Origin of the sequence: Burkholderia sp. FL-7-2-10-S1-D7 (assembly GCF_001524185.1) — a bacterium.
Taxonomy (GTDB): domain Bacteria; phylum Pseudomonadota; class Gammaproteobacteria; order Burkholderiales; family Burkholderiaceae; genus Burkholderia; species Burkholderia diffusa.
In genome coordinates this window covers 88141-106918 of sequence record NZ_LOWY01000015.1, presented here as the reverse complement: position 1 = coordinate 106918, position 18778 = coordinate 88141, and the positions used below count along the sequence as shown (strand labels likewise).

Sequence of the window (18778 nt, the reverse complement as noted above, 5' to 3'; positions counted from 1 at the left end):
AATAGGATGACGAATCGATAGGCCGATCGTCGCCAAGGAGACAGGATAGTCATGATGGCAAGTGAAAAGACAATCGACATCAAGTCGTTCATCGACAGCCGGCCGGTGTCGCGCTACCAGTGGCTGCTGGTCGTGCTGTGCTGCCTTGTCGTGATCGCGGACGGGATGGACGTCGCGATCATGGGGTTCGTCGCACCGTCGGTGATTCGCGACTGGGCGATCTCGCGTCCCGAATTCGGGCTCGTGATGAGCGCGGCGCCGATCGGGCTCGTGATCGGCGCGCTGCTGGCCGGCCCGAGCGCCGACAGGTTTGGGCGCAAGCGTGTGCTGATCGCGTCGGTGTTCCTGTTCGGCGTGTTCACGATCGTGACCGCGCACGCGCACTCGCCGTTCGAGATGGCGGTGCTGCGGCTGCTGACGGGCATCGGCCTGGGCGCGGCGATGCCGAACACGACGACGCTGCTGTCCGAGTATGCACCGCAGCGGATGCGGGCGCTGATGATCACAGTAATGTTTACAGGCTTCAACCTCGGCTCGGCGCTGATCGGCTTCGTCGCCGGCTCGCTGATTCCGCTGCACGGCTGGCGAGCGGTGCTGCTGTTCGGCGGCGCGCTGCCGCTGCTGCTGATTCCGCTGCAGCTGTGGCTGTTGCCCGAGTCGGCGCGGCTCCTGGCCGTGCGCGGTGCGCCGTCGCAACGCGTCGGCGCGCTGTTGAACCGCGTGTGCGGTGCCCAGTTCACCGGCAACGAGACGTTCGTGTCGAACGAGCCGCCGCTGCCGACGCGCAAGCCGATCGGCGTTCTGTTCTCGCAAGGCTATGGCCGCGTGACGCTGTCGCTGTGGATCACGTACTTCATGGGGCTGCTGGTGATCTACCTGCTGACCGGCTGGCTGCCGACGCTGATCAAGGACGCCGGGTTGTCCGTCAGCACGGCCGCGAACGTGACCGCGATGTTCCAGATCGGCGGCACGATCGGTGCGATCGGCGTGGGCTGGCTAATGGATCGCGTGCGGCCGGCGCCGGTGATCGGCGCCGCGTATCTCGGCGGCGGGCTGTGCGTGGCCGTGCTCGCCTGGGCCGGTGCGTTGTCGTCGTCGCTCGCGCTGCTGGTGTTCGCAGCCGGCTTCTGCATGAGCGGCGCGCAGACCGGGCTGAATGCGTATGCGCCGGGCCGCTATCCGACCGTGGCACGCGCAACCGGCGTGAGCTGGATGCTCGGGATGGGCCGCTTCGGCAGCATCTTCGGCTCGGCGATCGGCGGTGCGCTGCTCGGCTTCGGCTGGAAGTTCGACGCGATCCTGTCGATGCTCGCGGTGCCGGCGACGCTGGCGGCAGTCGCGATCATGACGACGCAGCGCGAGGCCGTGCCCGGACCGCATGAACTCGAAAACCCGGCGCACTGACGCACGTCGCACACCGCCGTCCGGCGCGGCCGGTGCCAGGGTGCCGGACACCTCATCAAATGCAGGAGCATCAATGATCATCGATATTCACGGCCACTACACCACCGCGCCGAAGGCACTGGAAGCGTGGCGCAATCGCCAGATCGCGGCGCTCGGCAGTCCGTCGGAGCAACCGAAGGTGGCCGACCTGAACATCCGCGACGACGAACTTCGCGAATCGATCGAACACAACCAGTTGCGGCTGATGCGCGAGCGCGGCCTCGACCTGACGATCTTCAGTCCGCGCGCGAGCTTCATGGCGCATCACATCGGCGACTTCGCGGTGTCGAGCACGTGGGCGGCGGTGTGCAACGAGCTGTGCTATCGCATCCATCGACTGTTTCCCGATCACTTCGTGCCGGCCGCGATGCTGCCGCAAAGCCCGGGCGTCGATGTCGCGACCTGCATTCCGGAGTTCGTGCGCTGCGTCGAGGAATACGGCAACGTCGCGATCAACCTGAATCCGGATCCGTCCGGCGGCCACTGGACGAGCCCGCCGTTGTCGGACCGCTACTGGTACCCGATCTACGAGAAGATGGTCGAGTACGACGTTCCCGCGATGATCCACGTGAGCACGAGCTGCAACGCGTGCTTCCACACGACGGGCGCGCACTACCTGAACGCCGACACCACGGCGTTCATGCAGTGCCTGACCTCCGACCTTTTCCGCGATTTCCCGACGCTTCGTTTTGTGATCCCGCACGGCGGCGGCGCGGTGCCGTATCACTGGGGGCGGTTCCGCGGGCTCGCGCAGGAGCTGAAGAAACCGCTGTTGCAGGACCATCTGCTGAACAACGTGTTCTTCGATACATGCGTGTATCACCAGCCCGGCATCGACCTGCTGACCGGCGTGATTCCGGTCGACAACATCCTGTTCGCGAGCGAGATGATCGGCGCGGTGCGCGGAATCGACCCGGAAACCGGTCACTACTACGATGACACGAAGCGCTACATCGACGCATCGTCGCTCGATGCGCAAGCGCGTCGCAAGATCTACGAGGGCAATGCACGGCGCGTGTATCCGCGCCTGGATGCGCAACTGAAAGCGAAGGGGCTTTGATCATGACTGAACTCGGTGTGGTGTACCGAACGATCCAGCGTGCGGACAAGGATGTGGCGGCGCGGCTCGGCGCGCTCGGCTCGGCGACGGTGCACGAAGCAATGGGCCGCACGGGGCTGCTGAAGCCGTACATGCGGCCGATCTATCCGCGTGCTCAGGCGTCCGGTACCGCCGTCACGGTGCTGCTGCATCCGGGCGACAATTGGATGATGCATGTGGTGGCCGAACAGATCCGGCCGGGCGACGTGGTCGTTGCGGCGATCACCGCGGATTGTACCGACGGCTATTTCGGCGACCTGCTCGCGACCAGCTTCAGGGCGCGCGGCGCGAACGCGTTGATCATCGATGCCGGCGTGCGCGATGTCGCGGTGCTCGAGGCGATGCAGTTCCCGGTCTGGAGCAAAGCGATTTCGGCGAAAGGCACGATCAAGGCGACGCTCGGTTCGGTCAACGTGCCGGTCGTGTGTGCAGGCGCGCTCGTCCATCCCGGCGACGTGATAGTCGCGGACGACGACGGCGTGGCCGTGGTGCCGGCCGCGCGTGCGGCGCAAGTGCTCGAGACGGCGGCGGCGCGAGAAGCGAACGAAGCGGCGAAGCGCGCGAAGCTCGCGTCCGGCGTGCTCGGCCTCGACATGTACGACATGCGCGAGCCGCTGCGTCAGGCCGGCTTGCGCTATATCGACTGATGCAGGTGGGCGCGATGATGCAGACGCTGGAAGCAGCAGTGCCAGTCACAGGCATTTCGTCGATGGCGACGCGGCCATTGCTCGCGCGGCTTGCCGCCGCTTATGAGCGCGACGCGGGCACGCGCGTCGCGATCACATCGGTCGGCGGCGTCGACGCTGCGCGGCGCGTGCGCGACGGAGAGCCATTCGATGTCGTCGTGCTCGCGTCCGATGCGATCGAGCGGCTCGCGGCGGACGGTCACGTCGAGCCGGGCAGCCGCGTGGATGTCGCGCGCTCTCGCATCGCGGTCGCGGTCGCGACTGGCGCGCGGCGGCCGGAGATCGGTACCGAGACGGCGTTGCGCGATGCGATCCTGGACGCCGGCCGCATCGGCTATTCGACGGGGCCCAGCGGCATGCACCTGACGAGCCTGTTCGCCCGCTGGGGCATCGCCGACGCGATCGCGGCGCGTATCGTACAGACCCCGCCCGGCGTGCCGGTCGGCGCGTTGATCGCATCCGGCGACGTCGAGCTGGGCTTTCAGCAGTTGAGCGAGTTGATGCACGTGCCGGGCGTCGCAATCGTCGGCGCGTTGCCCGACGCCGTGCAGGCCGTGACGGTATTCGCCGCCGCGGTCTCTGCCGTCGCGCGCGATCGCGTGGCCGCGGCGCGGTTCCTCGCGTATCTTGCGTCGCCGCGATTCGCGCACATCAAGCGCGAACATGGGATGGAGCCCACATAAAGCCGATGCGGACGGCTCGATAAACGAATCGGATGGGATTCACCGCTCTTCGCAACGAGTTCTCATGACGAGATTAGTTATGCTGATGAAGTGGTGAGTGGCGATCCGGCTCACACGATCTATCGAAGAATCAATACAACGTCGCCGCGTCGCCCGGTCCGGGCGAGCGGCATATCCAGAAGAAATGCAGGAGACAGGCATGCAGATGAACTGCAGGGCAGGGTGGACGGTGCGCGCATGGTATCGGGCGGCACGCGTGAGGCGCGATGCGCTGACCAGGGTGCTGGCGATTGGCATCATGTGGCTGTGTGCTGCGCTGACGGGCTGGCCCAATGCGGCGAACGCGGCGAGCACCGCCGGACTCGCGAATCTTTCCGCGGTGATGCCCGCGATGTCGTGCCCGTCGGTCGCGGCGCTCGACCTGAGCGGCGTGACCGACGGCACCGTCACGATCACGTCAGCGGTTCTGCTGCCGGCCGGCACGGTGGTTGGTAACAACACGCTACCGGCGCCCGTTTGTGACGTGAAGGGCACGATCGGCCCGGGCGCGTCGCTGTTCGAACTGCAACTGCCTACGCAGGGCTGGACGCAGCGTTACCTGCAAACGGGCTGTGGCGGCCTGTGCGGCAACTTGTCCGTCAATGCGCCGATGGCATCGACGTGCGTGCCGGTGACGAATGGCACGATCGCGATGGCCGCGACCGACATGGGCCACGAAGGCGGCAACGACGGTTCGTGGGCGCTCGATCCTAAGGCGAAGCTCGATTTCGCGTATCGCGCCGAACACGCAACGGCTCAGGTCGCGAAGGCGATCATTGGCAAGTTCTATGCACGGCCCGCGCGCTACGCGTACTTCGACGGCTGCTCGGACGGCGGACGCGAAGCGCTGATGGAGGCGCAGCGCTTCCCCGACGACTTCGACGGCATCGCCGCCGGTGCACCCGCAAACGATCTGATCGTGCAGAACACGTTCCACCATGCATGGCCGAACGCGGTGAACACCGACCCCAAGACGGGCAACGCGATCCTGCTCGCAGGCAAGCTGCCGATGCTGCACGCGGCCGTGCTGAAGGCGTGCGACGGGCTGGACGGCGTGGTCGACGGCGTGATCGACAACCCGCGCGCGTGTCACTTCGATCCCGCGACGATCGTCTGCGCGCCAGGCCAATCTTCTGCGACCTGCCTGATGCCGCAGGAAGCCGACGTCGTCCGCCGGATTCACGACGGCGCGACGGCCGCGGACGGCACGCGGCTCGAGCCGCTCGTCTCGCGCGAATGGGGCTCCGAGCTGAACTGGACCCTGTTCGTGCCGGCGACCGCGACCGCACAGAGCGGTACGATCGGCTTCGTGCTGCCGTTTCTGCGCTATCTCGACTACTACAACGCGTCGTATCCCTCCGCGGCGATCGGCGACCTGAAGTTCACGCTCGACGGCTTCGCGAAGACGGTGCCGGTATCGAACTACCTGGCCGCGACCGATCCCGACCTGAGCCGCTTCGCCGGGCACGGCGGCAAGCTGCTTCTGTGGCACGGCCTGGAAGACCAGCATATCTCGCCGCGTTCGAGCATCGAGTACTACGAAGCGATGAAGCGCTACATGGGCGACGCGAGAGTCGACCGCTTCGCGCGCTTCTACCTGTTCCCTGGTGTCGCGCACTGCGGCGGCGGGCAGGGGCCGAACGTGTTCGACATCCTGTCGCCGCTGATGGCTTGGACCGAGACGGGCGCGACGCCGGGCAGGATCGTCGCATCGATCGTCGACGCGAACGGCAACACGACCCGCACGCGTCCGGTGTTCCCGTATCCGGCCACCGCGCGCTACACGGGCAGCGGCAGCACCGACGATGCCGCGAACTTCGTCGTCGATGCGCCGAGGGCTGATCCGTTCGTCGACCTGCACTGGGCCGGCGAATGGCTGTACTCGCCGGGTTACGAGGCGCAATGCCAGGTCCAGGGTTCGCAACTCGTCTGCAAGGGCGGTAACGGCTGGCATGTCTATCGTCCGTGACCTGACGACGGCGTGCCGCGACCACAACAACTCGCGCATTCAACAAGGCAAGGAAGGAGGCGGATCGATGAGGAAGCAGGCATCACGGGTCGCGCTGACCGCCATCGCGATGGCGGCGGCCGCATCGGCGTTCGCGCAGAGCAGCGTCACGCTGTACGGGATCGTCGACAACGGGATCGGCTACCAGAGCAACGCGACGACGCTCGGCTCGACGATCGGCGGCAAATCGGTGGTCAGGATGAACCAGGGTGTGTGGGCCGGCAGCCGTTTTGGCTTGAAGGGGGCCGAGGATCTCGGCAGCGGCACGAAGGCGATCTTCACGCTCGAATCGGGCTTCAACTCCGGTACCGGCGCGACGCAGTACGCCGATGCGATGTTCGGGCGGCAGGCGTGGGTCGGGGTGACCAATGCGACCTACGGCACACTGACCGCGGGGCGGCAATACGCGTCGTATTACCAGACGATGTCCGCGTTCAGCCCGACGACGTGGATCACCGGCTACTACGGCGCGCACCCGGGCGACGTCGACGGGCTCGACACGATCTATCGCGCAAACAACACGCTCGAATACACGTCGCCGAAATGGTACGGGCTGACGCTGAGCGGCTCGTATTCGTTCGGCGGCGTGGCCGGCAGTACCAATGCCGGCTCGACGTGGGCGACCGGCATTCAGTACGCGGCCGGCCCGCTCGGCGTCGGCATTGCTTTCGAGCGCGTGAACAATTCGAATACGGCCGGCGGCACGTGGGGCTCGAATTCGACGACGTCGAACGGCGGCTCGCAGGTGGGCGTGTCGGCGCTCACGAACGGCTACCAGACCGCGAAGGCGCAGCAGCGGTTCGCGGTGGGCCTGGGCTACCGGTTCAGCGACGCGTGGGATGCGACGGCCACGTACACCAATACCGAATACATCCCGGGCGCGGCGTCGAAGTTCGTCAACACCGCGATCTTCAACACGGTCGGCGCGGTGCTGCACTGGAAGCCGTCGGCGGTGTGGGATGTCGGCGCAGGATATGCGTACACGCGCGCGACCGACGCGAACGGCATCACCGACAGCGCGCAGTATCACCAGTTCAACCTGTCGCAGTATTACTCGCTGTCGAAGCGCACGGGGCTGTACCTGCTCGAAGCGTATCAGCACGCGAAGGGCAAGACGCTCGGTACGAGCGGTGCGGGCAGCATCGTCGACGCAACCGCGACGCTGGGTGATGGGTTTAACTCCGCGCCGTCGTCGACCGGGAACCAGTTCGGGTTTGGTGCTGGGATCATTCACCGGTTCTGACCGGCCGACGAACATTGCCAGTGAGGCACTTGTCGACTGAAGCCTAAACTGCTCGGCTTGTGCGTCCCTCGTGCGAGCGCTCCGCCAGCAATGCTGCGAGCGCCTGTTCGAACATCTGCCATTCCACGTTCGCATGCTCAAGCCCGGCCGCCTCGATCCGTCGCTCCAGTGCACGGCATTGCTGCCCAAGTTCGCGCTGCTGGAAGATACCTAACGCTCCTTTCAGCGAGTGTAACTCCGCCAGCATCGCCGACGCATCGCCGCGCGCCTGAGCCGACCTCAGCACTTTAAGCGACCTCGCGCAGGACTTGCGAAACGCGTCTACGAGCGACGGCGGCATCGGTTGAGCGCCGAGCAGCGCCCCGCCGCCCGTGCCAATGTCCCTTCCGGTGCCACCGACGGCCTGCGTCACCGCGCGCGCGAGGCCATCGAGCGAAATCGGCTTCGACACAACGGCGCGCACGCCGAGTTCGTCACAACGCCGGAGTTGGTCGGCAGTCGCATCCGCGGTCACCACCACAATCGGCGTGTCGGGCCAACGCTCGCGCATGATCTGCGCAAGAACGTAGCCATCCATACGCGGCATATGAAGGTCGGTGAGCACGACGTCGAAGGATTCGCCGGATAACGCCTGGAGAGCGTCGATGCCGTCCGCCACGATCCTCGCCGTGCAACCGAGCATTGCCAGTTGTTCGTCGAAAAGTCGTTGATTGACGCTGTTGTCTTCAGCTACGAGAACGTGCAGGTCGAGCCGTTTCGCCCTTGTTCGTTCGCTGTCCGCCTTCGTCTCTGTAACTTGCGCGTCGTCCGGCGGCGCGAGTGGCTTACCGTTCATCAGATGAGCGAGCACTGCGCGCAAGCCTGCCGGCGAATAACACGACACGTTGAACATACGACCAGCACGTACGGGGTGCAGCGGGCCACTGACATTACAATTGATCACCGCGATGCAATCCTCGACGAGGCGGTTTTCACTCTCGGCAGACCATCCTTCGCGATCGCCGCAAATCGCAATCAAACGGTCGCTCGTATCGATCACCTCATCTGGATGATGTGCCGCGTCGACCACTGCCCCCCATGCTTCGATCAATGTTGCGCCGTACGTGTGCCATTCGCCGGCAGCGGCGAGTAGCGTGACATGTTGACCAGCGAAGATTCGTGCGTCAGGCGTGATCTGCTCTCCGCCCGAATCGATTCGACCGAGTGGAATGCGCACCGAAAAGCGGCTACCCTTACCGGCTTCGCCGTCGAATTCGATCGTGCCACCCATACCTGCAGTTAGACGCTGACATAGTGCAAGACCAAGACCCGTACCACCGAAGCGTCGGGAGATCGACGACTCCGCCTGCGCAAACGCCTTAAACAATTGTGCGCGCTGCGTGGCGTCGATACCGATGCCAGTATCGGCGATGGTCACGACAAGCATGTTCTCAGTGCGCGTCTCGCTGACTTGAGTCTCATACCCAATAGCGAGAGTCACCTTGCCCGCAGGGGTAAACTTGATTGCGTTCGACAACAGGTTGTGCACGACCTGGGAGAGACGAGCCGGATCACCATGCATGATCTGGTCGATCGATGAACCGAATGTACCGTACAGCGCGACGCCCTTCGCCTGCGCAACCGGCGAAAACATAGTCAGCGCCCGCGTCATGACGTCGGCCGCCTTGAACGGAATGCGCTCGAATTGCATTTCGCCAGCTTCGATCTTCGAAAAGTCGAGTACATCCTGAATGATCCCCAGCAGCCCGTTCGACGCCGTACGGATCGTGTGTATCCGATCGCGTTGCAGCGGGCTCAATGATGAGTGGGCAAGCAGTTCAAGATTGCCGAGAATCGCGTTTAGCGGCGTGCGAATTTCGTGACTCATCGTTGCCAGAAAAGCCGATTTGGCTGCACTTGCCTGATCTGCGGCGATCTTCGCGTCGCGTAGTTGCTGTTGCAACACCCGGCTCGCGGTGACGTCGACGAACGCGGTGACAAGTACGTCCTTGCCGAGGTAGCGTCCTAGTGCGAAGCGAGCCTGAAGCGCGATTTCACTACCGTTGATCGTGCGCAACGTCATGTCCTCTTGAAACACTTCGTCGGACATGCTGCCTCGCGCTCCCTTTAGTCGCGCATACCGCTTCGACAACTCGGCAAGCAACGGGGCAATTCCATCCTCGAGCAGGCCGCTCAATGCAAGCAGCGACGGCCCACCATGCAATAGCTCCCCGTTCTCGGTCGAAACGAGACCGAGGCCGACCGGCGCCGTCTCAATTACCGTGCGGCTCAGCCTCTCGCTCTCGAACACCTGTTCTGAACGCGCATACATGGGGCGGAATATGCGACGGCTGATGAGATATAGCATGAGCCAGATCGCCATGAGCACTGTGATCGCAATGGCCGCCGTCGCGAGCGCCTCGCCCCCAATGGCACCGACGACGTCACGCCACGAATAGGTGTAGACGAGTGAATAGCCCGTGTCCCCGATGCGTTGCGAAAGCAGATAGTGGCCACCGTCGCGGTATTCAGTCATCTTGTCGGCACCTGCGCCATGCTCGTGCTGCCATTGCAACACGCGATCGAGCAACGCTCTGTCCGGTTGTTCGCGCGACGCAGTCGCGATTACGTCACCGTTGGCATTAACGATTGTATACGTCCCATTGTAATTCCCTTCGAGGATCGGCCACACCAGATCGTTCGGATCGACCTGGTCGACAAGTACGACTTTGACAGCACCGCGGTGAATAATCGGCGCCGCTAGTTGCAATACCGCGCGGCCGTTAGGTAACCGATAAAGACGCGACGACCAGTGCACCGCGTGACGAAAACGCGGTGGCGCGATGCCCGCGGCCAGATCCTCGACGACCCCGGTCAGTTCCTTCACGAACGCGGCCCGCCCCGCCGGGCTGGCCAGGCGCTCCGGGCGATCGATCGACGACGAGGGCAGAATGGCGACGACCTTGCGATCCGGACTAAAAAAAATCTGAGTCGACTGCCGCCCGCGTACTTTCAACATTGCGATGCTCGCACGGCTGACCTGCGTCGCGAACTGGATGTAGTGCGTGATCTCCGCAGGGGAAAGCTGCGCTTCCGGGGCGGCCATGATCAGTAACTCGAGCGACTCTGCCGGAAACGGCTTCCAGTACATAAGGTTGCCGCCAGCGCGGAAGCGCTTTACGAGACTGGCCGGTACCGGACGCTCATCGCCCCAGGAGAGTTCCGCGCGCGCGAGCGCATTCAGGAATGACTTCTCATTCGTGTTAGCCTGGCCGTGCACGAGCCGGTACGCGATCATGAACATGTTGTGCTGGTCATCGATGTAGGTTCGGACGAGGAGGGTCACATTGGCGATCAACGCCATCACCAGCACCAGCGCCGCTGTCCAGAATCCGCCGGTGATTAGTAGCCGGTGGTAGCGGCGCAGCTCATCGAGTGTTTCGCGCAGAAGAGGCATATCGGGACTGTGAGGGTTACGAAAGATTCGGCAAGTATATTCTCAGCGACTTCGCCGGCATATGACCCGACCAGGAACGCGTATCGATTACACTAACCGTCTTATCTCTAAAATATTCAAAGACAACCTCCTCGGGCCCCCACCGACACGCCATGAACATTCGCGTCACCTTGGCCGACGACCATCCGACCGTACTGTCCGGCATCAATCATGAGCTCGGTCGAGTACCGACCATCGAGATCGTCGCCACCGCAAACTCTACCGACGAGCTCGTCGCGCGGCTGTCCGGCACCGTCTGCGACGTTCTCATCACCGACTATGTGATGCCCGGTGGCCGCGTGGTAGATGGCCTGCCCTTGCTGAAATTCCTTCGGCGCAACTGGCCCGACATGAAGATTGTCGTACTGACGACGATCGACAATCCGGCCATACTGCAGGAAATGATAAAAAACGGCGCGAACGCCGTACTTAGCAAGGTCGACGACATCGGTCATCTGATCGCGGCCACCCATGCCGTTTACGCAGGGGCAACGTACTTCTCGCCGAGCGCACAGACCAAGACCCCGACGGCCGAAACATTGTCGCGCATGGCCCAGCCGCTAACTTCGCGCGAGGCCGAGGTCATCCGCCTCTACACGTCTGGGTTGTCGATCAACGAGATCGCCGCCCAATTGAATCGGTCAAAGCAGACCATCAGCGCACAGAAGATCAAAGCGATGAAGAAGCTCGGCATCGAGCGCGACGCAGACTTGTTTCAATACGCATATGAAACCGGGCTCGTTGTGTCGGGTGCTAAGGACGGTACCTGATACAACGGCACGATTACCCGCGTGGATCCGCCTGACAACCTCATCATCACCTCCGTGAAATATAGGACTTGTCCTATCGGTTATTTGTAAAAATAGGACGAGTCATACGCCCAATCCGTGGCCTCACCGCTAAATTACATTTGCGAATGCACATCAAGAATAGCGAAGAGGCCACGGCATGATTGCAAATACCACGTTTAACTTACTGATCGCCGACGACCACCCACTGGTACTGACTGGCATCGAGGCGACGTTGCGCAATCTGCGCCCGCTGCGAATCGTTGGCGCTGCCTGCAATTCCACCGAAATTGTCGAGTTGCTAACCCTGCGACAGTGTGACTTGCTGATCACCGATTTCTCAATGCCGAACGGCAAATTCAACGACGGCCTCACGATGCTCACGTACATCCGTTCGCACTATCCGGATCTACCGATCATCGTATTCACGGCGCTGGACAGCGTGGTAATGACCAGCAAACTGCTGAAACTAGGAGTGAAGGGGATCGTCAGCAAGACCGACGACATCGGGCACCTGGTTTCCGCGATCTATTCGGTACGCACGGGCTACGAGTATCTGTCACCGAGCATCAGTCGGCCGCTCAAAAGCTCACAGAGCACCCGCAAAAAAACCGATCTCACCAAGAATGAACTCGAGGTGCTGCGGCTTTACGTATCGGGCATGTCGATCACCAAGATCGCCACACAGTTGCACCGCACGAAGCAAACGATCAGTGCGCAAAAGATCAAGGCGATGCAAAAACTCGGCATCGAGCGCGATGCGGATCTATATCAGATGATCTATGAGTCTCGGCTCGATACGATCGGATTCGATACATCCGAGATCCGCGAGCGCTAACCTGATCCCAAGATCAAGCGGCATGCGCGACCGCGGCGCTCGCAGATGCGCAACCTACAACGATTTCTCTTGAACGCGACCGAGGCCGATCGATTGGCACGGCATCTTTCATTTTTCTGACAAATCGGCATGAATTCTTACATTTTTCTGACTGGTCATATTTTTTGATCTGCTTGTCATACCTAGAATGCTAATCATGAAATGTATTGAAGTAGTTGGTAAACACCGCACCCGATACGCACGATCGCACAGGACCGCAGCCGGATCCGCGATCTTCTGAACGAACGGCCGATACGTCTAAGGCATATCGCTACCAGGTTGACTTCCGCACGGCACTTAATCTGATCGGCTCATCGTTATCTATCAAATTGAGATATCAGTTTTTTATTAAACCGTTATGCGAATTGATTTTGATTTGGAGTACTACTTGCGGAGATCGCTGATCGCAACAATCGCGCTGGCGCTCGGGTCCTCGATTGCCAGCGCGAACATGCTGGTCTATCCGATGGCGGCCTCCATTGGTGCCGGCAAGGAGTCGGCCGCAGAGCTGCGTATCTATTCGAAATCCGACACGACGCAGTACGTGCGGGCAATCGCGAAGCGTGTCATCGATCCGGCCACGGATCACGAGCGCGAAGAGACCGGCATGAACGTCGACGACGATTCGATCGTTATCTCTCCGGCCAAATTTGCGTTGCCGGCAGGCGGTACGCGGCTCGTCCGTGTGATCCCGTTGGGCGTGCCGCAAAAGGAAGTGCTCTATCGCGTCTATCTGCAGCCCGTGGCGGCGCCGTACGACGACCCATCCGCGTCGAAGAGCAATGTGTCCGGCAAGGTCAACTTCAGCCTCGTCTGGGCGCCGCTCGTTCGCGTGCTTCCGAAGACGAGTGTGCCGGCTTTCGACGTATCGGAGGGCACGCTGAGCAATACCGGCAACGTCCGTATCGGCGTGCTCGACATCGGCGCGTGCCAGTCGGAAAAAGATGAGTCTGCGTGCCAATGGACGAAATTTGAACGCAGCGTCTATCCGGACCAGAAATTCAAGCTGGAAGGGCTGCATGCCGCACCTTACATGCGAATCAGATATCGAGTGGAAGGAATCGCAGATGTACAGCAGAAAGTTGTGCATACGCATTCCATCGACGCGATGAACGCGCCGAGCGCAAACGACGAGACCCAGTCGGGTCACGCCATTCTTTCAACCAACCTAAAGGACTAACCCATGCTGAAATTCATTCCGATCACTGCTGCTGCCCTGATGTCGATGTCGGCTTTCGCCGTACAGAAGGACATCACCGTCACCGCGAACGTCGACTCGACCGTCGAAATGCTGTCGGCCGACGGCTCGGCTTTGCCTACAACCATGCAAATGCAGTATTTGCCGGGTGTTGGTCTGCAAACCGCGAGCGTAAACACCAAGATGTTTACGAACGACAAATCTCACGATTTGCTGATTCGTCTGACGTCGGATTCCCCGTCGCTCAAGAATCAGACGAAACCTGGTGCCCCTGAAATTCCGCTGAAGGTCTCGCTGGGGGAGATGGAGCTTAGTTCGGCGCCGACGAAACTCATTGCGCAGAATCTGTTCCCCGGCGATCTGGCAGAGGGCTCAGTCGCGCTGCCCCTTTCTATCGCGCAAGCAACTCCCGAGGTGGTCGAGGCTGGTAGCTACCAGGGTCTCGTCAGCGTGATCCTCACGCAGGACGCGGCTTCGGGCGGCTAACTTTCTCTGCTTTAACCACAGGCGCGTCTCGATGGCGCGCCATTATTTTATCAGTAGTCCATATTTAATACACCAATGCCACCCCCATGATTCCGTTTGACCTCAAGAAAACCGTTGTCGCCTGCATGAGCGCTGCATGTGTGATGGGCCTCGAGTCCTCCGCGTTCGCCGCTGCGGCCGTGCCGTCGGGATTCGAGGACATCATGACGGGGCATGAGGAACGAATCGACGTACGTTTTCTCGGCAAACCGCTCGGCATACTGCGTGTATTTGTAACGCCCGAGACCGTGCGTTTCGAAGATCCAGCGCGCCTGCTGCAAATGCTCGCCTCGCAGATTGATCCGGCGGCGGATGCGTCGATGATCGGCGACGCACTGTCGAAGGCGATGGCGCGCAATGGTAATCGTGCGTGCTCGGGCCAAGCGGGCTTGAACGGCTGCGGGTATGTAGACACGGACAGCGCTGCCGTAATCTACGACGAAAGCGACGGCAATATCGAGCTGTTTCTGTCACGAGATTGGTTGAGCACCGAGCAGCGCGACCAGCGCTTCCGGGAACCGTCGTCCATGACGGAAAACGCGCTGATCCATCGACAGACGATCAATCTGTCGGGCGGCCGCGGTTACAAGAATCTATCCATATCCGGGACTGGGGCGCTCGGCATCACGCCGAAAAGCTTCATCGGCGGAAACTGGACCTTCGCGCATTCAGACTACTCGACTCGATCGGATAGTACAGTCGAGCTACAGGACTTCTACTACCGCCACGATCTAGGCTCCGAACACTACGCGCAAGCGGGCAGGATGGACAACCGCAACCTCGCGAGTGCGCTTGGTGGCAACTTTGGGTTCACGATGCTGCCGGTTGGCACGCTCGACGGGGTGCGCGTCGGTACGACGCTCGCCTATGTGAATCCGGAAGTCGCACAGCAGGGCACGCCGGTTACACTGCTGTTGCCCCGCGACTCGCGTATCGATGCATATCGCGGCACCGAACTGCTCGGCACGTTCTACATGAAGGCCGGCGTCAATGCGATCGATACATCACGCTTCCCGGAAGGCACCTACCCGCTAACACTGCGCGTTTTCGAGAATGGCGTGCACGTGCGTACGCAGACGGCGCCGTTCACAAAAACGGGCGGCGGAATCAGTTCCCGCACACGGCAATGGTTTGCACAGGCAGGTCGCCCGTCCGACCGTGATGCACCGGACGGCATGGCGGCGGCAGCTGGCGTGCGGATTCCGGTGTTGCGCGAAATGGCGCTGACGAGCGGTGTCGCGAGCATCGGCCGGCACGTCTACAACGAAACGGCGCTGGAGTGGCGCCATGCGTTTGCGCTGGGCGTGCTTTCCGCAAGCGGTTCATTCTTCGCAGGCGACGACGGATCGCGCGGTAACTCGCAGCAGCTTTCATTCACCGACGGCGTGTCGTGGAGCGTTTACCGCTACCAGATGCGCGGCGCGGCGTGCGATGGCAACGCTGTTGCGTATCGAGACGTCGGTTGCTATGACATGCTGAACGCGACCGTATCATTTCCGCTCGGACGCTGGTCGGCGATGCTCGGCTACACGTACAACAAGAGCGTCGGGCGGTCACGGGACTGGCGCCCCGACATGTCGGATCATCCGTGGGCCACGCCGGTCTTACGTGACGGGGATCGGGTATCGCGTGCGCTCCAGGCGTCGCTATCACGATCCGGCACATGGCGCAAGGTGAGTGCGAACCTGCGCATCGGCGCGTATGCGAACCGAAGCACCGGTGCCCGCAACGAGTACGGCGGCTACGTCGGCGTGACGCTGTCAATGGCTGAACCCGCAATGGAGCCAAGGCAAGCATCTATCTACACGTCAGCAGGTCTCGATGTCCGTACGGACCGCACCAGCTCGACGACTAACTACACGATCGATCGCAACTGGAACTGGCAGGGCGATTCCTACCGGGAGGTCGCGCTCGGCCTGTCGGGATATGGCACCGACAGCCTGACCAGCACACTGCAGGGGCGCTGGAAGGGCCGTTACGGCGACGTCGCCGGTGCGGTCGCGAACAGCTACAGCCGCGATGTCGGCGGCAACAATCCGTCGGTCACGGCGAGCTATTCGTCGTCGTTCGCGGTTGCACGGCAAGGAGTGTTCCTTGGTGCTTCCGCGTCGCAGTCGGATCCGCTCGCGGGCTTCGCCGTCCGGGTCAGGAAGCGCAACGATGCGTCCGGCATGGCGGCCGAAGTGCACAGCGATTCGAGTGCGCGGATCAAGGTTGGCTTCGGACAACGCGCGTTGCTGCCGGTGTCGGCCTTCACGCCCGTGACGACCGAAGTGAACGACGCGGGCGCACGGGCGGCCGCCGGGGCGACGAGCGTGACCGAGGGGCTTGGCAAGCGCACGTTGTTCATGGTGCCTGGCCAGCTCGCGCTGCGCGACGTCGCGGCGAGTGTGACGTACACCTATGTTGGCCAGGCATTTTCAAAAAGCGGCCTGCCACTGTCGGATAGCGTGATCCTGAACGGCGCGATGCCGCCGGTCGATCGCCAGGGCGGTTTCATCGTCGAACTCGACAACAAGGAAAGCGAGATATTCGTCGCGGACGGCCCGACACTGATGCGGTGTCCGTTGCATGTTCAGCGCCAGCAGGACGTGCTGCTGATGGTAGGCAAGGTGCGTTGCGAAGTGGCCGGACCGGGCGAGTTGCCTGAGTCGCTGCGCAAACAGGCCAGTGTGCGCAAGGTGCTGGAGCATCGGTACACACTGTCGACGCGCGCGCGGACGACGGACGAGACCCACAAGACGCAATGAGGGCGTGATCTTGCACCAGCTGGCGCCGCACGCGGCAGGCTGCGAACTAGAAGACGTATGGGAACAGCAATCAAATGACTCAGATCAATAGAATTCGTGGCCGGCGGCTCGCCCTGGCGGCCGCTCTGGCGATGTTCGTGCGCGATGCATCGGCTGTCAGGGTGGCCCCAGCGGATCGCAACGATCCGGTTCAGGTAACTCGGGATCGCGGCACACCGATGGGCGATGTCGTGATCTTCGACGGCGCGTCGGGTGGATACGACACGGATGACTCCCTCAAGTGGGGGTCGAATTCATGGACCTGCACATCCTCCACAAACACGCAAACCGGTGCATGCGCGACCGCGCCGGATGGGTCGGAGAAGGCTCCTTCAAGCGTCATCAGGCTTTTATTCACGGAAGAAAAGACCGGGGCTACAGCCGTACTGAATCTTGCTGGCGCTATAGCTGGCACTCGACACCGCGACTGCAACGGAAACATTATTCCGACTGTCGTGTCAACGACCAGGTTCGCAATCCATTCCGCACAGATCACTTCAGACTCCTGCAACGGTAAGAGCATTTCATCCGACGGACGCGCACTCTTCGTCGGCATTTCCGCCGAGGAGCTCAAGAGACTCCCGTCCGGCGGGATCTGGAAAGCGAACCTGCGACTCAACGAGAGACAGTGGGGCTTTTTTGTTTCGCCGACGGTCGCCGTCTTCAGAGCGGAAATCACGCTGAACACTACCGATAAGGACAACATACAGATCTATCTGCCGGAATTTGCAAGCGCTGCCCCCACGGTAGACCTCAAGCTGAGGTCGCTGGAAAACGGTCGGCGGATGGCGGGAACGTCCACCGTCGACATGTGCCTGTACGATGGGTACAACTCGCAGAGCACATGGTTCGACGTGTCGGCAAGCGATGGTCTCACGATCGATGGCCGCGTCACCGGACGGTATTCCGTCCTGCTAGACGCTGACAAAAGTGGCGGCGCAGCGTCACGCGTCGATTACAACGTGAGCCTCAGCTTTGCGGGCCAGAAGATCACTTTACCGAACAATGAGACAGTACGGCTGCAAGGCGTGAACAACAGCGGTGGCCGTTTGGTATCTCTACCGGGCATTCCGGCATCGGTCGTCTGCACACCAACGCCATTGACGCTCGAAACGCCCGAATTTGCGGTAAATTCGAAGCGGCCTGGAAAATACAGCAGCAAGCTGACGATCAGCTTTACACCATCGTCGGCGAGTCTATAGTGTCGTGAGTTGCAAATTCGTTTCATTAATCGGTTTTGCTGCCGGCAGTGACGAAGTGCTGCTTGAAGAGACGTTCGGATTCGCGCAAACCATCATCAGTGAGGATCACCGATTTCGTCTTGTTGATGGGATCGCCGATGAGACCGTGCTCATGGAGTCGGTTGAGTGCGTCCCAATCGAGGCTCTTCCAGGCGCGGTTGCGGTCATGCAAGGTCAAATAGAGGAGCGCGAGGACGGCGTCGTCAATGGCAGCTGTATAGACGTTCATGGTGTTCATCCTGATATCGTTTAGACCTGTGCGCAAAACCGTTCGAGGCTCGCGAGAATTTCATCGGCCGACTTGCTCCAGACGAACGGCCGAGGATTCGCGTCGAGGTAATGCCGGATTGCTTTTGACCTTACCTCGCCGAGTACACCATTCGTAAGTTAGTGGGCTCGCCGGTTTTCGGTTGATGCAATTGCCGGAATTGGTCCAGCGCCAGTTTCCCCAAGGCACTATGCGGACGCACCGAGTTGTAGTCGGTGCGCCACGCTTCGATTCGCCCGGGTGCATTGTAGAGACTGAGGAACGCATGCTGATTCGAACATTCTTCACGCAGTCGGCCGTTGAAGCTCTCGATGTGAGCGTTCTCCGCCGGTTTGCCGGGCCGAATGAACTGCAGTTTTCCGCCGTTCTCGTACGCCCATTTGTCGAGCGTCTTCGAAATGAACTCGCTGCCATAG

The 18778-nt window shown here is 61.6% G+C and carries 14 protein-coding genes and 1 pseudogene; 12 read left to right on the top strand and 3 right to left on the bottom strand.

The genetic code is table 11. The features are described from left to right. The first annotated feature begins 54 nt into the window (after positions 1-54). The 6 genes from WS75_RS07180 to WS75_RS07155 all read left to right on the top strand — a co-directional run bounded on the left by WS75_RS07180 (position 55) and on the right by WS75_RS07155 (position 7201). Positions 55-1404, top strand: a complete 1350-nt coding sequence (locus WS75_RS07180) for an MFS transporter (RefSeq protein WP_059679970.1) — start codon at positions 55-57, stop codon at positions 1402-1404. Between the two features lie 73 nt (positions 1405-1477). Continuing rightward, entirely contained in the window at positions 1478-2503 is a 1026-nt protein-coding gene (locus tag WS75_RS07175; protein ID WP_059679853.1) for an amidohydrolase family protein, read from the top strand. A 2-nt stretch (positions 2504-2505) separates the two neighbouring features. Next, entirely contained in the window at positions 2506-3189 is a 684-nt protein-coding gene (gene ligK, locus WS75_RS07170; RefSeq protein ID WP_059679852.1) for a 4-carboxy-4-hydroxy-2-oxoadipate aldolase/oxaloacetate decarboxylase, read from the top strand. A 14-nt stretch (positions 3190-3203) separates the two neighbouring features. Next, complete coding sequence (locus tag WS75_RS07165; protein ID WP_059679969.1) at positions 3204-3911, top strand: substrate-binding domain-containing protein; 708 nt, start codon at positions 3204-3206, stop codon at positions 3909-3911. 199 nt (positions 3912-4110) lie between these two features. Next, positions 4111-5919, top strand: a complete 1809-nt coding sequence (locus WS75_RS07160; RefSeq protein WP_156429726.1) for a tannase/feruloyl esterase family alpha/beta hydrolase — start codon at positions 4111-4113, stop codon at positions 5917-5919. 67 nt (positions 5920-5986) lie between these two features. Beyond that, positions 5987-7201, top strand: coding sequence for a porin (locus WS75_RS07155; RefSeq protein ID WP_059679851.1), 1215 nt, complete (start codon positions 5987-5989; stop codon positions 7199-7201). 43 nt (positions 7202-7244) lie between these two features. Here WS75_RS07155 and WS75_RS07150 read toward each other — a convergent pair whose 3' ends face one another. Further along, positions 7245-10637, bottom strand: a complete 3393-nt coding sequence (locus tag WS75_RS07150; RefSeq protein ID WP_059679850.1) for a hybrid sensor histidine kinase/response regulator — start codon at positions 10635-10637, stop codon at positions 7245-7247. A 152-nt stretch (positions 10638-10789) separates the two neighbouring features. Here WS75_RS07150 and WS75_RS07145 point away from each other — a divergent pair, with 152 nt between their 5' ends. The 6 genes from WS75_RS07145 to WS75_RS07120 all read left to right on the top strand — a co-directional run bounded on the left by WS75_RS07145 (position 10790) and on the right by WS75_RS07120 (position 18055). Further along, a complete protein-coding gene (locus tag WS75_RS07145; RefSeq protein WP_059679849.1) occupies positions 10790-11446 on the top strand; it encodes a response regulator transcription factor in 657 nt (218 codons plus the stop codon). A 178-nt stretch (positions 11447-11624) separates the two neighbouring features. Beyond that, a complete protein-coding gene (locus WS75_RS07140) occupies positions 11625-12302 on the top strand; it encodes a response regulator transcription factor (RefSeq protein WP_059679848.1) in 678 nt (225 codons plus the stop codon). A gap of 427 nt (positions 12303-12729) precedes the next feature. After that, positions 12730-13521 carry a fimbrial protein gene (locus WS75_RS07135; protein ID WP_306453396.1) on the top strand — a complete coding sequence of 264 codons (792 nt, stop codon included), beginning with the start codon at positions 12730-12732 and terminating at the stop codon, positions 13519-13521. A 3-nt stretch (positions 13522-13524) separates the two neighbouring features. Then, the gene (gene cblA / locus WS75_RS07130) at positions 13525-14025 is read left to right on the top strand and encodes a cable pilus major pilin CblA (protein WP_059679846.1); all 501 of its coding nucleotides are present in this window, start codon (positions 13525-13527) and stop codon (positions 14023-14025) included. Positions 14026-14111: 86 nt separating this feature from the next. Next, a complete protein-coding gene (locus WS75_RS07125) occupies positions 14112-16814 on the top strand; it encodes a TcfC E-set like domain-containing protein (protein WP_059679845.1) in 2703 nt (900 codons plus the stop codon). Between the two features lie 74 nt (positions 16815-16888). After that, entirely contained in the window at positions 16889-18055 is a 1167-nt protein-coding gene (locus WS75_RS07120; protein WP_059679844.1) for a CfaE/CblD family pilus tip adhesin, read from the top strand. 25 nt (positions 18056-18080) lie between these two features. Here the strand turns inward: WS75_RS07120 and WS75_RS07115 are convergent, their stop codons facing one another. Both WS75_RS07115 and WS75_RS07110 read right to left on the bottom strand, forming a co-directional pair. Beyond that, positions 18081-18323: a DUF6429 family protein gene (locus WS75_RS07115; protein WP_179948887.1), complete on the bottom strand. Its 243-nt coding sequence runs from the start codon at positions 18321-18323 to the stop codon at positions 18081-18083. 130 nt (positions 18324-18453) lie between these two features. Beyond that, positions 18454-18774 (bottom strand): annotated as a pseudogene (locus WS75_RS07110) (integrase core domain-containing protein); the annotation flags it as partial. Positions 18775-18778: the final 4 nt, after the last annotated feature.

Excerpts from the sequence above, each read along its gene's own strand:
- WS75_RS07180 (WP_059679970.1), top strand. The coding sequence starts at position 55 with ATGGCAAGTGAAAAGACAATCGACATCAAGTCGTTCATCGACAGCCGG.
- WS75_RS07175 (WP_059679853.1), top strand. The coding sequence starts at position 1,478 with ATGATCATCGATATTCACGGCCACTACACCACCGCGCCGAAGGCACTG.
- ligK (WP_059679852.1), top strand. The coding sequence starts at position 2,506 with ATGACTGAACTCGGTGTGGTGTACCGAACGATCCAGCGTGCGGACAAG.
- WS75_RS07165 (WP_059679969.1), top strand. The coding sequence starts at position 3,204 with ATGATGCAGACGCTGGAAGCAGCAGTGCCAGTCACAGGCATTTCGTCG.
- WS75_RS07160 (WP_156429726.1), top strand. The coding sequence starts at position 4,111 with ATGCAGATGAACTGCAGGGCAGGGTGGACGGTGCGCGCATGGTATCGG.
- WS75_RS07155 (WP_059679851.1), top strand. The coding sequence starts at position 5,987 with ATGAGGAAGCAGGCATCACGGGTCGCGCTGACCGCCATCGCGATGGCG.
- WS75_RS07150 (WP_059679850.1), bottom strand. The coding sequence starts at position 10,637 with ATGCCTCTTCTGCGCGAAACACTCGATGAGCTGCGCCGCTACCACCGG.
- WS75_RS07145 (WP_059679849.1), top strand. The coding sequence starts at position 10,790 with ATGAACATTCGCGTCACCTTGGCCGACGACCATCCGACCGTACTGTCC.
- WS75_RS07140 (WP_059679848.1), top strand. The coding sequence starts at position 11,625 with ATGATTGCAAATACCACGTTTAACTTACTGATCGCCGACGACCACCCA.
- cblA (WP_059679846.1), top strand. The coding sequence starts at position 13,525 with ATGCTGAAATTCATTCCGATCACTGCTGCTGCCCTGATGTCGATGTCG.
- WS75_RS07125 (WP_059679845.1), top strand. The coding sequence starts at position 14,112 with ATGATTCCGTTTGACCTCAAGAAAACCGTTGTCGCCTGCATGAGCGCT.
- WS75_RS07120 (WP_059679844.1), top strand. The coding sequence starts at position 16,889 with ATGACTCAGATCAATAGAATTCGTGGCCGGCGGCTCGCCCTGGCGGCC.
- WS75_RS07115 (WP_179948887.1), bottom strand. The coding sequence starts at position 18,323 with ATGAACGTCTATACAGCTGCCATTGACGACGCCGTCCTCGCGCTCCTC.